Genomic DNA, 16,746 nt, shown 5'->3' on the forward strand with positions numbered 1-16,746 from the left:
TACTGAGCGCTAAGTATATGATAATCATAATTCACTTTTGTAATGCTGTAAAAGTGAATTACTAAGTTGATAACAAACTATATAATTGCCAATAAGGGCATAGAGGTAATTCTCTTTAACAATTATATTTCTTATTTTTTGATCTCCGATATTATAAATATAAAAGCTCGAAACATAAGAAGCATCATTCAAATCATAAACGTCTATGGTACTTGCCTGGCTCCATAAATCTTTGGACTCATATAATCCATGAACTGGCGAGTAAATAAAAAGAAGGTTTTTATAGACGGCACTGGCTTTGTTGACGATAATCGGCGGTGCCGACATTTTCTTTTGATTCCTGCTTGAGATATTGGAAATTTTAATTTTTGCCTGGCTTGTAGTATCTATAGTTTTCCCTATATATTTTAAGCCAAGAGAATCATTAGCTACTACAAATTCATTCCGATATAAATAAACATAAACGATACGTTTTATCTTTGGACTGTAATGTAGCATGCCGTCTGTATCAAAAATTCCATCAATTTGTTTTTGCAGCAGTCTAGGATTTAATTTCACTTTTTGATTCTTTCCCAGAAAAATGGATCCAATTATATTTTCATTATTCTTTACCGCCTGCCCTCGAAAGGCAACATTAAGAGAATCGATTGGTGTAATTAAAGAAAAAAATGCTTTTTGATTCATAAATAATGATGCTTTCCAATCTGCTATTTTTCCTCTAAACAGACAAGGGACATTTCCATCCGAAACAAAAAAGTAAGATCCTGAAATATTAATTTTGACAGCTTTAAATTTAAAATCACTCTTATCCAACTCTATTTTTAATGAAGTTTTCTTTTGCAAAATACTATCGAACGACACGAGATGTAACGGCGTAGTATTATTTCCTAAATATAAATTTCCATTTGCTTCTCCAGCAAAATAATAGGAATTATAAAGAAGATCAACTTCACTTCTTTTTACTGCCTGATGGTGTGGAAAACGTCGCACAAAATTATTCCGATGATGCATTATATTTTCAGATGAAATAAATAAAACAGTCACTAGGCCAACACTAAAAAAAATCGAAAGGGCAAAAGAACTGGTAAGAACAGCGGGTTTTGAAATAAAAGATGTCTTAGACACCCTATTGGCCGATATCAGGATACCCGCTGCCGCCAGCATTATGAAAACCAAATTAAAAAAGAAATGTTCCTTCCATCCCATTTTTTCCAAAATCCCACCACAGGAGCATGGAATAAAAGAGCTGTAATTTAAAATAATATAGATGTATGATGTAAACATGATCATCAGATTAAAAGCTGCAAAAAGACTGATTAATCTCCATCTTTTTAAAACAATAAATAATGCTATAAGTAATTCAATTATCGGTATCATCCAAGCAATTGATCCGGCAAAAGCACTTAATAAAGGGGATTGTCCCAATTGAACTTGAAAATTTTCAAAATCAAGCAATTTACTTACTGCTGCGTATACAAATAGAATCATATACAATAAACAAATTGCATCGAGAATCTTACTTTTAATATCTGCACTAAGTTTCATTCTTTCTCATTTTTATTAATGATTTAACCCTTATTGTTTATGGAAACTTTCATTTTGTTTTCTATACATAACCAATAAATTAAAATTGATATCCAGATAATAACATGTATCAAAATTACAACGGCCCGATTAACAAAAAAACATCAAAAACATACCAAAAAACATCAAAAACATACCAATTTCATTTTAAACATTATTTACAATATTAAATGCTATAGACTATCAAAAAACTGATTCGAATTTGGCAAGTTTCTGTATTTAAGATTTCTGTTGATACAAATTTACTGCTGTTGATTTGAACGCTTGTTATCAAAATCGAGCCAAAAGTTTTCAAAAACGCGCCATTTTCATTCAAAATGAGGAAATTTTCTTACTTATTATTTATTTTACATAAAACACTGATATTAAAGAGCTTATTTTCACTTTATAAAATTGTTATTTTAATACACAAAATTACATTACGCTTTTTAGTTACTTGTTATCAAAAACAGGCCAAAATTTTTCTAAAACAGGCTTTTTGAGTTAAAGTTTTGCAATGGGAACCAGTCCTTAAATAAAAATGAATCTCTAATCATCTTTTAAACAATAAAGATTTAAATCAGAAAAAAAGCAAAGCAAGATATTGGACACAGTCAGAGAAGTGCTCATAATGCCTTTTTCTCGTTCCTCCAAAAAGCCACCCTTCGGGACTTATAGCACTTCAGCTGCCTGCTTATCCAATTTGAAGACTGCTTTCTTTTTTTCCTTTTTCTTTTTTAAGTATTTATTCATTCTTACTGTCTGCAGTCATGATAGGTAAATTTTACTTATCAAGATCTGGAAGATTCTCATTAAATTAGTTGCTGGCTTTTAAAATATCTCCAAAGATTGCCACGTTCCTGCAATCAGCAAGATGAACGGTTGTTTAACAACCGCCTATCTTGCCACCCATTGTCGCGGAACTCGGCGGTGGAGAAACTTAAAAGATAAGAGTTTGATAATAATGAAAATGAAAGATGATGAAAAGAGAAAATTCAAACAGAACACGAATCGTGGGACTGCGATTCACTCCTTTGGAGTATGCCGAACTGGAAAAAAGATTTAGAGCTAGCACTTGCCGAAAATTAAGCGACCACATCAGGAGCCACTTATTCAACAAACCCATTGTAGCCATTTACAGAAATCAGTCTTTAGACGAACTGATGGAAGAGACAGCTGTACTTACTTCCGAATTACGGGCAATCGGCAATAATATCAATCAGATTGCCAGAAAGATAAACACGCTCAAAACAGTTCCCGATTTCAAAGGACATCTTTATCTGTTCGAAATCCAGAGAAAAAGGCTTTTTGATAAAATGGAAGAAGTCTCAGGTCACACCCAGAAAATAGCAGAAAAATGGTTGCAGTGATAAAAACAAGCTCGTCCATAAGAGGCATTCTGAATTACAACGAAAATAAAGTTGAGATCGGAGAAGCGGAATGTATAAGTGCAGTGAATTATCCGCTGGAACTGGAAAAACTGAGTTTCACTTTAAAATTAAACCGTTTTATAAAACTGGCAGAACTCAATACCAATGTGAAGCGAAACACGGTGCATATCTCGCTCAATTTTGATCCCTCGGAGAATCATTCGAAAGAAAAACTGGCTGAAATCGCGGATGTCTACATGGAAAAACTAGGATTTGGCAGACAGCCTTATCTGGTGTATCAGCATCACGATGCGGGGCATCCGCACTGCCATATAGTGACAAACAACATTCAGAGAGACGGAAAAAGAATCGATCTGCATTTACTGGGGATCAGAAAATCAGAACCTGCCCGAAAAGAAATTGAAGAAATGTTCGGGCTTGTAAAAGCCGAAGGAAGAAAACAGGAAGAACAATTTTCGTTAAATCCGATAGATGTCGGCAGAGTCCAATACGGAAAAGCAGAGTCCAGAAAGGCGATAAGTTCAATTTTAAACAAGGTTTTATTTGATTACAAGTATTCAAGCCTGGCTGAACTCAATGCAGTTTTAAACCTGTATAATGTTCATGCTGACAGAGGAAGCGAGGAATCGAGAGTTTTTAAAAACAACGGACTGCTTTATAAGATACTTGATCGGGATTCAAAGCCGATTGGAGTTCCGATAAAAGCAAGCGAATTTTACAGCAAACCTACCTTAAAATTTCTGGAAGGAAAATTTAAAACTAATGAAGCCGAGAAAGAGCCTTGTAAAAAATATGTAAAAAATGCCATTAAACTGGCTTTCTTTCGTGAAAACATATTTTCTCCCGAAAAATTATCTAAAATACTGGAAAAAGAAAGCATTAATATAATATTCAGAAAAAGCAGAGAAGGACAGCTTTACGGAATAACTTACGTTGACCACAAAACCAGATCCGTTTTTAACGGAAGCAGTCTCGGAAAGGAATTCAGTGCAAAAGGAATTCAGGAAAGCTGTGCCTTGAAGATTCTTGAACTTGAAAGAAAGCATCAAAACTCTATCTCTAATAATTCAGAAAATTGTCTAAATCTCGAATTAAAAGAGTATGTAAAAGAAAATCTCGTTGACATACTGCTTCGTGGAGAGAGAATAAATGACTATGTCTCAAAAGAATTTAAACCAAAAAAGAAAAAGAGGCTTTATAAAGGGATTTAATAACGTAAAGGGTGCCATTATTTTGCTCCCTTTACCATTTTAGTAAACCTGAGTTATCTGTTTAGTTCTTATATTTTGCTTTTCCATATGAACCTTTCTATTTTTCTAAAAAAGTTGTTTATAATCAATTCTTTTTTAGGCAACATATCATTTTTAAAAGGTGGAAATTTTTCTTTTAAAATCGAATCTTTATAAGTTGGATAATTTTTTAATAGAGTATGTTTTTCAAAAATTAATTTATCAGAATATTCTATTATTTTTTCATATGCTCTTATCTTTTCAAAATATCTATATGGTTTCATTTCATCATCAAATGCACTACGTTTCTCCTTCTTAAGGAAAACCCAAGTTAAAAATTGAAGCAAAAAAAATATTTTAACATAGTTTTCAAAGTTATATTCAAACTCAAAACCTAACTCATGTAAAATGGAATGCCTATTAATTTCATTGGAAATTATCTGCCCATTAGTTTTTAAATAAAATGATTCATTAACAAATTCAGTTACAAAAGAAAACCAAGTATCATAGTACTGATTATGATTAGAAACTAATTTATTGAATTGTTCTTCTGTAAATTCGATTGATTCTTGATTTTCAGTTTTATAATTTTTCAAAAAATCTACGTAATTTTCCGATAAATCATTTTTTATATACTCAAAACTTCTTTTTAAATCTTTAAATTGAATCCTGTCACTAGTATAACCTTTTTCATTTGTAAGATATTTTCTTAAAATACCTTCAATAATTGGAATTATAGTTTTTATGCTTCCTTCATAATCTTTTTGGAAACATAAAATCAAACTATTTTCAATTGATTCTAAAAAAGGACTAATATTTTTACATCTTGAACAATCTCCTTCAATGAATGAGGCAATATGTTTTAAATTATAAAATTTTGTCTTAATTATTTTAAGAATATCGATTTTGCTACTATTTTCATTTTCGCTTAACTTAAGAAAACTATTTAGTTCATAGCCTTGAAAAAAAAGAGGTGAAATAAATAACCAATCATTAGATTTTAAAAAGTTATTTACAAGTTTATATTTCAGTAAAGTTTTATTTTCGTTTTTATTGCCTAAAAGCAAATGATAATGATATTTGGCTAATTGTTCATTCATTTTCAGTGTTAATTTTTTATCGATGTATATTTACCCGATCAGGTATCAAAATAGTATTTATTTTATTGTACAGATTTATGACGTGATAAAGAGGTTTTCATTACCACTAGACGCATTTTATTGCATTTAATCGTATTATTGCTCTCTTGTATCTTTTCATTTTTTTAATCTTCTACTATTCAAAGGTATTCATCTAGTGCGCAGTGTTCTTGCGTAATAAAAATATGTTCAATTTTACTGAATATTTTTTTTCTGATTATGACTGATAATTTAGCTAATGTATTAAGTCATATTTCCTCATTAGAATCAATCATTAGCTTATCAATATTTGTTATCGTTTTTGCTATACTTATGCAAAAAATCTATAACTTTTACTACACAAACCTTATTGTCAGGATATTTATAAAGCAAAGTATCATCGCCAATATCAAAGAAAATTGGTGCACCTGCTGATGCCCAGCTTTTCCTTTCATGCTTCCAAGATAAGGTCAGTTTATCTTTATCCTTGATAATTTTATTTCTTTCCTCGTCAAAATTAGCTTCTAATATTTTTAAATTTGTTGTGATATAATTGTCGATTGAACCTTTTAATTGTTGTAATTCCTTATCATTTTCTTCACTCTCGCTTTTAAAAAAAGCAATAACTCTTGAAAGTTGAGTAATTTCGTCTTCTCGTTTTAAAAACTGCGATGCAACAAATTTCAATTCCTCTTTCAGTGCTGGTTTTAGATTATCAAGATCAGCCTCTAAGTCAGCACGCTCTTTGTAAAGCTGTTCAATTTCTACACTATTTTCAATAGCTACACTCAGGAAGTACTTATTCCTTTTCAGCTCTCCTAACAATTTAAAAAATGGCTTTTTAGAAATAAGTGCGGCATCATTTGTAATATCAACAAGGGAAGGTTCAACAAATAAGTTTTCGCTTTCCCAGATTTTTATAATTCTCTCTACAAATGTTTCTGCATTTTTATTGTCAAAACTAAAAATATCTGTTAGAGATTTCAACAATGATAGATCGTTTTCCCTATTTTGAATTTCAGAAGATAAAGATTTACTTTTTCTCTTTATATTTTGAAGTTCTATAGAATTGTATTGTTGTAACGAAGTTCGTTGCACTGAATAGCGATAATCGATTTCTGCAAGATGTTTATCTGATTTATTTTCTGTAATCAAATTATTCTTAAATGTCTGAGCATTTATAACCCAAATCATTTTTTCGTAAAACATTTCCCGCTCCGCAATAGTTGACGAAGAAATCATTGAGTTTTGAAATTCTATTACAATTCCATTATCTGTAAAAATATCAGCAATGTGTTTTTCGTTATTTTTTTTAATAATTTTTTCTTGCCACTCAGATGGAAATTTGTTTTTCCAAGACCGATGCCACTCGGTTTCAGCTTCTTTCCATAAGTCACAATTTGCATTATGTGCATGTTGCCAATGCCAAATATAAATTTTGCCACATTTACCAATTACTTTCTCTTTGCAAAAGGCACAAAATGCAATTTGACCTGAGTAAGTAGGCTTAATTTTTTCTCCTTCTATGTCTAATGCATGTTGCATAGCCGAAATAATAATGTATAATTACTAGTTATAAAATGGAGTTGCGACTAAGTTAAATCCTCTTCTTGAACTTGCCAAGTCTGCCTGCATATTTACATTAGTAAAATCAGCAAAACCATTATTTTTAATATTTTCTATAAGTGACGATTCAAGGAATTTAGCGGTTTCTGTAATTGTTACTACATTGCATTAAAAATCAGCTCTTTGCAAAATTATCTTTATTTCAACTGTAAAACCTTTTTAAGTAAATACATTTGCAATATCCATTTTAGAAGATGCATTCTCTAACGAAATTATTGCTTATTCGGGTGTATCGTAACTGTAATTCATAATTTATTTATCACCAAATTTCACTGTGTTTTGCTTTTAAGTTATTAAATCTCGTCTAATTCTTTTCGGACAGCTTGTCTCAACTGTAATTTAAGAGCATTTAATTTATTGGCAGTCTCTTCAATTTCGGACTTATATTGTTCCAATTTGTCCATTTGTCTTGAAACCAAAAGCGAAGCATAATCTTTCATCATTACAGCTGATCTGTTTAAGGCTTCATCATTTTCAATTTCAGTTTCTTCTAATAGTCTTAATACTTCTTCACCAGCTATTATTTTTAATGAAGCTGTTTCTGTTTTAAATCGCAATTGCGATTGATTCGTTCTAGCCATAATCCCTTGTATGGACTCTGAAAATTCAATTGTTGCCTCCATTTCTTTTTCAGAATCATTTTGAGCAATCAAAAATGAAGCATTAAATTTTGACAGCGCAGGTAAAAATTCTGTTTGAGCCTCTTCGTTCGACTTTGTATTAAGTTCATCAAGCAAATTAAAATACTTTATATACAAATTACTTTTATATTCATATTTATATTTCCGTTTTGAGTTTTCTAAATCAAATTTAGAGGTAACCTTTTCTTTTTCTTCAGTCAACAACTTTGTATCTTCTATGGTAGCCCTATTTTTACCTTTCTCTTTTATATATGAAGTTAGATATCCAAATAAAAAACCAGTTAATAGACTTACAGTAATAAGTATAATTTCGTACATATTCATTGCGTTAGTTAATATTAAAATCGCTAATTAGATTCACTTATTTGAACAAACCCTTCTGATTCATCGTAAAATTTTATTTCTATTGTATCAGTATTATTAACAATGCGCTCTGCTAAGTTTTCTCCAATAATTTTATATGTAATAGCTCTATTCATCTTATCTATTGTTTGCAGATATCCTTTCGTGGAATGCTTATTGATAATTGAAAATTTATTATCATCAAAAAGCAAAAATTTGGGTTCTATTTCCCGCCTTGTATCAAGAATCTTAATATCTGGCTTAGGAATATATTCTTCAAAATCACCTTTATGCTTTTCATATTGATGAAATCGTTTTGAAGATTCTTCAAAAAAATCAGTTGCTCCAAAATTTAATATGTATTCAAAGCCTTCAACTTCCCCTTCTAAACTATAATAATCTCCTTTTTTTACAAAAAAATATATACCACCTTCATCATGTGGTCTTCCTAAAATCAGCCCGCCCATAGTTGCGTCAATTGCGCGACCATCATTCAAATATTCTTCCATTTGAGCTAACAAAAATTTCATTTTATAGTAATACATAAGTTTAAAGGTTAAAGGATTATTTGTTAATAGCATAGTATAATATACCTTTTTTTTAATAAATAATATCATGAAAGATGGCGTCAACATGTTTTTCCCAATATTTCATTCTAATGATTTGACTATTTGTTGTATCACTATTAGGAATTTTCTTTTCAATGACCTTTTCAAATGTTGGATAACTTAAAATTAGCTGTGCAATCAACTTTCTTCCTTCTTCGAGAATTGACGGTTCAGAACCTTCGTAATCATAATTTATAGATACTGATTCTCCGCTATGAACAAAATTATTTCTTTTATGATATAAATTGTCAAAATCTCTTGCAACCTTTTTTTGCTTATCCTTTGGTAACTTCATTAAACGTGGAATGATTGCTGAAATCCTAAGTCTTTTCTCATTTCTGTTTCTTGTTAAAATACTTTCAGCAATTGTCATTGTTATGATTGTTGAAATTGAAGTATTTTGCTTTATCGATTCATTAAATAAAATTAATGCATTAAGAAAGCAAACATTAAAATCATCTAAGTTTTCTTCAAAATATATTCTCTTAAGGAAATTTTTGAATTTTTTAGCCAGCTCTTTTTCTTCCAACCAGTTTAAATCAAATGGAACGCTAACATCAAAGTTTAATGGTTTATGATTTTGTCTCCAAGTTTCTTTAGAATAAATTGCTAAATGGCTTGCTTCTGCCAAACTTGTTTGTGCCCAAGTGAGAAAAGATGTTTTATCTTTTGAAGTTTTATGTATATTCCCATAATAAAAACATCTTATGGAATATATAATTATTTTTGCAATATTAAGTGAATTGTAGTGAACAGTAGTTGTTTGATGTGTTTGTTTAATAAGTAAAAGTGGATACTTCAAGAAATCCTCTGATCTTGATTTTTCGGTATGATTTGCAATCCAAACAGTTTCTGCTAAAGTTTTTTTTGTAGATCGGGCTATAATTTTGAGCTTATCTTCTCGTGAATAATTTTGAGGTATAAATGTAAGATTATCAATCTTCATAATATTATTAAATTGCGCAGATTGAATGGGAACTATTATTACATGATCTGCTAAATTGTGTTTAAGAATTGTAACAATTTCTTCTACAACTTCTTCAATAATGTCTTCTTTAAATTGTACAGGAAGGTTTTGAAATCTTTTAGTTATAGTTTGTTCTACTCCATACATCATGATATCACCATCATATATTTCTTTAATGTCTGGAATATTATACAAAGCTTGAAATAGATTCTGAAATGTTTTATCTTCATAATCATAATCGATTTCGCCTTCTTTAAGACTTTTATTGGCGAAAGCATTAAATAGATTAGCCATTTTTTTTCTTTCTAATAAATTAAATATTGCCATAAAACCCTTGTATTTAGTGGTTAATATATTTTGAATTAAGAATGACGAGATGATATTTTTGAGATGTTGAGCTACTTCAAAAATCCAAGGTTTTTAAATATTACGACCTTCTTACTGTTAAAATAGTTAGAACATTTATTTCTTATTTATACCCTGTCTTGTATGTGATATCCAGCTTGTTTTGAATTATTGTTGCAACAACTAATACTTCTGTCATTTCAGTCAGTTGAGTGTCCTCTAATAATTTTGGATCATGTGCTTTTGGATTTCTATACATACTAAAAAAACCTTTAACGAAATTTGAAAAACCTTTATGTTCACTTTCCTCACTTTCGGATTGCAAAAGGTTAAATGCTAGCATTGGCTTTTTATCACTTCCTAGCCCAAAACATTCATCTACCAATATCGCTCCATCCGATGCATAACCACTTTTTTGACGCAGTTTATGTGCTACACTCTTAGTAATCTCAAGTATTGCGTGAAAGTAATTTTCATTAAGCCATTCAGATTCGCAATAAGCTAAAATGTCACGATGAATTCCTATCCCATGGACGCGTTCTTTTATTTTTAGAGAGCGATTCTTTGCTTCTGATATAGTTTTAGCTTTAGTTACATTTTTCGGTTTTCCTTCTTTATCTATTTCGATTCCTTCAAAAAGTAATTTTTCATTTATGCTGGTTCGATGCTTTTCAAAACTAGCTTCGTTGTCATAGCGTTTCGGATCTATGATTTTCAGCAAAAAATTTAAAACATTATTTGCACAATTATCTTGTTTTTGCCTTGATATTAATGTGTAATAAATTCTGTCAGCCTTATTCGTTCCTTCGTTAGTATCAAAAAGCCCCGCATTATGAAATTGTTCATTAATTTGTTTATGGGTCAGAATCTGTTCTCCAACTATGTTAGATATACTTCTCAATGTGCTCGGATCAAAATTTTGTATCATCTTTTTATGGTATTTGAATGGAGCATTACTATGTCTAGAATCTAGAAATTCAATCATAAAAAATGCTTCCTTTATTTAAGATACGAAGATATTAATATAGTGCGCAGTGATTCTGCGCACTATATTAATATCTGTCTTAAAAAATTAGACAAATATTATTAATCAATTTTAGTTCTCTTTACGGAAAACCATAAATGCCATAATTATTACTTTACAATTTCGCAAGAAATTGTATGTTTTCAATTTTTTTACGTACGCTTTTCTGTTGTTAAATGAATGTTTCTTTAAAAATTTTTACTTACAATTTTATTTTTGCCTATTATTATTTGAAGCTTACTGCCTTTAATGAGATAATATTTTTAAGAATTTATCATATTTAAAGATTGCCGATGATTGAAACAGATAAGCATGTTGTTTTAAGTAAATTGGTGAAACTGAGCACGTTTAATTTTTTTGATATACAATAATATTGAAAACTCATTTTTTTTTAGGCAAATTAAATATTTAGCAAGTGCTTCCTACAAAAAATCATTAAATTGTCAGCGAATAAAATTTTAAATACATATTTATCGACAATTTTAGAACATTAAAAAAATTCAAATAACAATTATAATTCATGAATACTAGATTAAAAATTTTAAGGGCAGGAAATGGAGATTCATTATTGCTTACATTTATTGGAAATGATGGCGCCAATAAAAACATTTTGATTGATGGTGGGAATAGTAAGAGCACATATAATACTTGTCTAAAATCCGAAATCTTAAATTTACAGAATCAAAATGAATATATTGATTTATTAATTATAACCCATACAGATCAAGACCATGTTAAAGGAATACAGTACTTACTTAATGATGAAGAAATTAATAAAAATATCATAAAAAAAATATGGTTTAATTCATTTGACAATTCAGACGCGCAAGATACTGGCGATATTAGTTACATTGAAAGTTGCAGAATACAAGCACTAATAAAAGGGTTTCAAATTTCTAGAGAAAGTAACATATTAATTGATAACAAATTTGATTTTTTTGGCGCTAAAATCACATTACTATCACCAACAAAAGACGACTTAGACAAACTTATAATTAAAAATTCAGTAGATATATCTTCTAGAGGTAATGATTACAATTTTACAATAGAAGAACTGATTGAAAACAATTCTAAAATTTTCATTGATGGAGAAGATGACTTAGATTCTACAATAGAAAATAGAGTTAGTATTGCTTTTTTATTAGAAATAAAAGATTTATCAATATTGCATTTAGGTGACGCAAATCCTGATATTATTGAAAACTCGATCAAAAACATTTTGAATGAACGAAAGAGTGAAAGATTAAAAGTTAATGTTGTAAAACTCTCGCATCATGCAAGCCATAGAAGTCTAAGTTTAGAATTAATTGAACTTATAGAATCTAATTACTTTATTGTAAGTACAAATGGTAAAAAAGCTGACCTGCCTAATAAACTAACGTTTTCCAAAATATTAAATCGCTCACAAAAAAACAATCAAACAGATTACTTTATTTTCAATTATGAAGATGTTATCAATAATTTGAACTTTCTAAATAATGAAATGGAAAAATATTTGTTTTGTTGCCTACCTCCAAATGATGTAAATGGCTATATTCTTGAATTATGAGTAAAAACTACACTTTAAACCAAAATCAAGCAGAATTATTGAAAGCCAATACTGTTAGATTGGAATCAATATTTAACGGTACAAGTCAAAGAGTAATTGGTACTGGTATAATTTACAAAACAAATAATGATAATAATACCCATTATATTTTTACTGCCCTTCATTGTCTATACGGAAAAAGGACAGGTTCAGTATTTGCAAATGAAACTGATTTAAAAGAAATTGAAATTTTCTGGTTAAATGAAAATGGAGAGTATGACAGGAGCCATGTATCTAAGAAGTATATTATTCCAATTCACGATCAAGATCTTGCAATAATAATTATCAAATTTGACTCTTCAAAATTGAAAGAATTCGTTATTGGAGACATTGACCATAAAGGGTACTTTAATTCGTATGGTTATCCTAAATTTAAAGAGAATTCTCCCTATGAATTAATATTTAAAAGGAAGCTTTCTCCAAGCAATATAAATACATTCAATATAGAATGTACTTCCCCAATTAACGATGAAGATGCACAAAATAAAATTGCTGGATATTCTGGAGCTGGCCTTTTTTATTCAAATAGATCTGTACTGGTAGGCTTAATTACTCAAATTTCTGATTCAAGTGGATTTGCAGGTTCAATTATTGCAAAAAAAATTGATTATCAACTTTTAAACAAAAAACTAGAAGAATTTGATAATAAATTAGAAAAAATAAAACATATTAATCATACTCTTAAAATTGGTTTAAAACCTGACGGAAGTATAATTGATTATGAAAAAATATTAATTAATGGCTGTGAATTAAACATATGGAAAGCAATTAGTCGACTTAAAAAAGATTTAAAAGATGACTGGTTTCAAGACCCAATAAATTTCCGATATTTATTATCAAAAAAGTTCTTTTACAAAAGAGTTGAACAATATATTGGCCGAAATAAACCTTATACATCTTCCTCACTTGCAAAGCATTTTACCATACCAAAATCTGGTTACTCCACTAGACCAGCGATTGAAACAAGTTTTATAGATAGAATTATGTATCAAGCTTATGTCGATAAGCTTGCAAAAAATTTAGATCATGTACTACATCCTCAAGTTTATTCATTTAGACATAACTTAGGAAAAGGAAATGATAAATACATGTATCATTATTCTATCGAGCAATGGAAAAAGTACGTTTACCAAACAAAATCAGTTTTAAAAAAGGAGAAGCCTTTTCTAGTAGTTGCCGATATCACAAATTTTTTCGAAAATATTAATACTAAACTTTTATTAGAGTACATACAAAGTCTCATACACGATTACACAACAGTAGATTCTAAAGATGAATTATATAGAATCTTGGAAAGTGTAGGAGATCTTATTAGGCAATGGAATGAAAAACAGATAAATGCAGAATTTGGAATTCCTCAGAACAGGGATGCATCATCATTTTTAGCAAATTTGTTTTTAAGTAAAATTGATTACATAATGATATACTCAAATAATCATAAGTGCTACTATAGATATATGGATGATATAAGAATTGTCTGTGATTCGAAGGCAGAAGCAATTAAGGCAATTTATGATTTATCAATTGCAATGAGAGATATTGGACTTAATTTGAACTCTTCAAAGACTACAATTTTTGATTTTAATGACACAGAAGAGAGTAAACTAATAAATGAATTTCTACCTGAATCATTAGTTCAAATTGATCAGATTAATAGTTTATTATCAACTAAGAATAAAAGGGATGTGCAAATTGCAGTAAACATGACATATAATCTTTTTCTGAAAACAATTAAAATGGATAACAATGAAAAGAAATTTTTAAAAAACAGAAAAATTAGTTTTTGCATAAATAAACTTCAGCTTTTTGCTAGAACTAAAGGACTGCAAAATATAATTGACTTTTCCAAGATTATAGATTATGTTATTGAAGAACTAGACAATCAGCCTTGGCTCACAACTTCTTTTATTAAATTATTAATGTCTATTGACAAGGAATATTTTAAGCCTGAACATTTTATTGTCATAAAAAAAATCATAATGAACAACCTAAAAAATATCTACGAAAGCCAAACCTACTATTTGTGGCTATTTCTAAGTTATCAGAAACATTTTGATGATGAATTAATTCAAATCGCAATATCTAATATTAAAAGTACAAATCAACAAAATCAAGCGAATACCGCGGGCTCTTACATTTATCTAGCGTCGATAAATTGGAAAAATTATAAACATGTAATGTTAAGCTCATTTAATAAAGGAAAATTATCTAATAACTATTTTTTACAGCGAAATGCTCTTATTGCACTGAGAAAAATTTCTCCAGATGAATTGAATAAAGAAGTCATTCTTGATGATTTAAGCAATTTACACGATAAATTATATAAAGAAAATAAAGAGGAATTTGTTTCAGATTTACCACCGATAAAAATTTCTCAAATAATTAAAGATTCACCAACTTTAATATCACTTTAAATGGAAATCATTATAATTAAATATACTTCCTTTGATAGAGGAAAGGAAACTATTCAATTTTATACTAAAATAGTAGGTCATAAATTTAAAATTTACAATGATTTAAGTTTTTTAGATAAAAATACAAACACAACTATAATATCATTTGAGTATGTCAATATTCTTAATGATGTATGCTTAAATAATAACTTTCAATACTTAGATATTGAAAGTTTAAAAAAACAACTGGAAGGAAGATCGAAAATTGAATTTAAGCTTAAGCAGAGACCTTGGAATGTTTGGGTTATGATTCAAAAATTAAATCCAGAAGATTTTAAAATGAAGAAAAGTGAATTTGAACAATCTGTAAATAATGCAAAAGCTGTTTTTATGGGGTTAAATTCAAAGGAGACTCCTGTTAATAAAACCTATCCTTTTTTACTTGAATGTATTGAAAAAATTTATTTGAATTTGAAATCAGAGCTTTCTACTTCTAATGAAAAAGAAAGATATGAAAAAGTTGAAAGCAAAATGAATAATGTATTATTCGAAGCAAGTAGAAGAGGAATACGAATAAATATAGATATAGTTAAAAAGCACATTGAAAATATTAATATTAAATTATATGAAACAAAAAACAAATTGCAACTACAATATGGAATTTTCTCCTTAAATGATTATGAAAATATTAAAGCGAATCTATCTAAAGAAAACAGATATTTTGAAGAACTTAAAGTGAATTCGAAAAAGTTCTGGAAAGCAATTAAATTGACAAGAGAGAAATCTGAACTCATTGAGCTTCTTTATTTGGAACGAAAATACACGACAAATAAAACTATCTTGACTAGAATAGGTTCTTTAGATAAAAATTATGTCAATCCTTTATTTGAAGGTTTAGGAACAATTACTGGACGAATAATCGTTAATTCTCCATCATTACAACAGCTCCATAAAGACTACAGAGATGTGATTATTCCAGAGCAAGACAAGGAATTAATTTATATTGATTACTGTCAATTTGAGGCAGGTATATTAGCTCATGAGGCGGATGATGAAAAACTCATTCAAATGTATAACACTAACGACATTTACACCGAAATTAGCAAAAAACTAGGAGACACAGTTGTATCAAGAGATCTAGCAAAAAAGCTTTTCTTTAGTTATTGCTATGGAATGAGCAAAGAAAATATTTTAGCATTTAGCGGACACGATCTTAATATTTTTTTCAATGAATTTGCAAGTTTGGAAATCTATGAAAAAGGAGTTCTTGAGAATTTTTTAAGAGACGGTTACGTTGACACAATTTTAGGCAACAGAAGGTACAAGAGCTTAAAAAATGTTGAAAACATCAAAGAAAATTGGATAATTAGTCAACGTATCCAAGGAGTTGCATCTCTCATTTTAAAAGATGTAATACTTAGTGTATATAATAGCGGTAAAGACATTGAATTTTTACTCCCAATGCACGATGCTATTCTATATCAAATACCTAAAGATAAAATTGAAGATTACACAAAATTCATCATTGAGCGTTTTGAATTTGAATTAAAAAAATATTTCAATAAATTAACTCCAAAAGCCTCAATAAAAAAATTTACAGATCGATGATTCTTAGCTGGCAAACTTGAACTTTTCGCACTAATATAAGTTTAATTTTCATGGCATTAGTACTTTGATAAAATAACAGGAAGGCAACTCTAAATATCATTTAAAACCTTCAAATCTTCTAACAAATGGTTCGAATTTTGTACCGTCAAGGTCATATTAATAACAAAAGTCTACCCGTTATTAATTTGTAGATTTTTTAATCTCTAGTGACTGCGGAGGGGTTCGAACCATAGTTATATTGAGTTTGTTTTTTGACTTTACAAAAGGTCCATTATTATAATATCTCATTTAATTTCGTCACAA

12 protein-coding genes are annotated in these 16,746 nt (G+C 29.1%); 5 read left to right on the plus strand and 7 right to left on the minus strand.

Annotated elements, in window-relative coordinates:
* Window positions 1-24: 24 nt before the first annotated feature.
* A complete protein-coding gene (locus tag DMA14_RS06375; protein ID WP_111423934.1) occupies window positions 25-1,545 on the minus strand; it encodes a MauE/DoxX family redox-associated membrane protein in 1,521 nt (506 codons plus the stop codon).
* Between the two features lie 1,031 nt (window positions 1,546-2,576).
* Here DMA14_RS06375 and DMA14_RS06380 point away from each other — a divergent pair.
* Together DMA14_RS06380 and DMA14_RS06385 are read left to right on the plus strand one after the other, a co-directional pair.
* Window positions 2,577-2,933 carry a plasmid mobilization protein gene (locus tag DMA14_RS06380; RefSeq protein WP_238989924.1) on the plus strand — a complete coding sequence of 119 codons (357 nt, stop codon included), beginning with the start codon at window positions 2,577-2,579 and terminating at the stop codon, window positions 2,931-2,933.
* Window positions 2,921-4,165 carry a relaxase/mobilization nuclease domain-containing protein gene (locus DMA14_RS06385; protein WP_111423936.1) on the plus strand — a complete coding sequence of 415 codons (1,245 nt, stop codon included), beginning with the start codon at window positions 2,921-2,923 and terminating at the stop codon, window positions 4,163-4,165. The genes DMA14_RS06380 and DMA14_RS06385 overlap by 13 nt, the downstream gene beginning before the upstream one ends.
* Window positions 4,166-4,233: 68 nt before the next feature.
* Here the strand turns inward: DMA14_RS06385 and DMA14_RS06390 are convergent, their stop codons facing one another.
* The 6 genes from DMA14_RS06390 to DMA14_RS06415 all read right to left on the minus strand — a co-directional run bounded on the left by DMA14_RS06390 (window position 4,234) and on the right by DMA14_RS06415 (window position 10,758).
* The gene (locus tag DMA14_RS06390) at window positions 4,234-5,283 is read right to left on the minus strand and encodes a hypothetical protein (RefSeq protein WP_111423937.1); all 1,050 of its coding nucleotides are present in this window, start codon (window positions 5,281-5,283) and stop codon (window positions 4,234-4,236) included.
* A gap of 321 nt (window positions 5,284-5,604) precedes the next feature.
* Window positions 5,605-6,846 (minus strand): competence protein CoiA, encoded by a 1,242-nt coding sequence (locus DMA14_RS06395; protein ID WP_111423938.1) that lies wholly within the window; start codon window positions 6,844-6,846, stop codon window positions 5,605-5,607.
* 374 nt (window positions 6,847-7,220) lie between these two features.
* Window positions 7,221-7,886, minus strand: coding sequence for a hypothetical protein (locus DMA14_RS06400; RefSeq protein ID WP_111423939.1), 666 nt, complete (start codon window positions 7,884-7,886; stop codon window positions 7,221-7,223).
* A 29-nt stretch (window positions 7,887-7,915) separates the two neighbouring features.
* Window positions 7,916-8,455, minus strand: a complete 540-nt coding sequence (locus DMA14_RS06405; RefSeq protein WP_157957682.1) for a hypothetical protein — start codon at window positions 8,453-8,455, stop codon at window positions 7,916-7,918.
* Between the two features lie 55 nt (window positions 8,456-8,510).
* Window positions 8,511-9,812, minus strand: coding sequence for a HEPN domain-containing protein (locus DMA14_RS06410; protein ID WP_111423941.1), 1,302 nt, complete (start codon window positions 9,810-9,812; stop codon window positions 8,511-8,513).
* A 142-nt stretch (window positions 9,813-9,954) separates the two neighbouring features.
* Window positions 9,955-10,758 (minus strand): TIGR02391 family protein, encoded by an 804-nt coding sequence (locus DMA14_RS06415; protein ID WP_111423996.1) that lies wholly within the window; start codon window positions 10,756-10,758, stop codon window positions 9,955-9,957.
* Window positions 10,759-11,374: 616 nt separating this feature from the next.
* Here DMA14_RS06415 and DMA14_RS06420 point away from each other — a divergent pair.
* Genes DMA14_RS06420 through DMA14_RS06430 form a run of 3 tightly spaced genes read left to right on the plus strand, consistent with a single transcriptional unit; the run spans window position 11,375 to window position 16,443 of the window.
* A complete protein-coding gene (locus tag DMA14_RS06420) occupies window positions 11,375-12,403 on the plus strand; it encodes a ComEC/Rec2 family competence protein (protein WP_111423942.1) in 1,029 nt (342 codons plus the stop codon).
* Window positions 12,400-14,856: an RNA-directed DNA polymerase gene (locus DMA14_RS06425; protein ID WP_111423943.1), complete on the plus strand. Its 2,457-nt coding sequence runs from the start codon at window positions 12,400-12,402 to the stop codon at window positions 14,854-14,856. The genes DMA14_RS06420 and DMA14_RS06425 overlap by 4 nt, the downstream gene beginning before the upstream one ends.
* Complete coding sequence (locus tag DMA14_RS06430) at window positions 14,857-16,443, plus strand: DNA polymerase (RefSeq protein WP_111423944.1); 1,587 nt, start codon at window positions 14,857-14,859, stop codon at window positions 16,441-16,443.
* The last annotated feature ends 303 nt before the right edge of the window (window positions 16,444-16,746 follow it).

It is taken from the genome of Flavobacterium sharifuzzamanii, assembly GCF_003254585.1.
Classification (GTDB): domain Bacteria; phylum Bacteroidota; class Bacteroidia; order Flavobacteriales; family Flavobacteriaceae; genus Flavobacterium; species Flavobacterium sharifuzzamanii.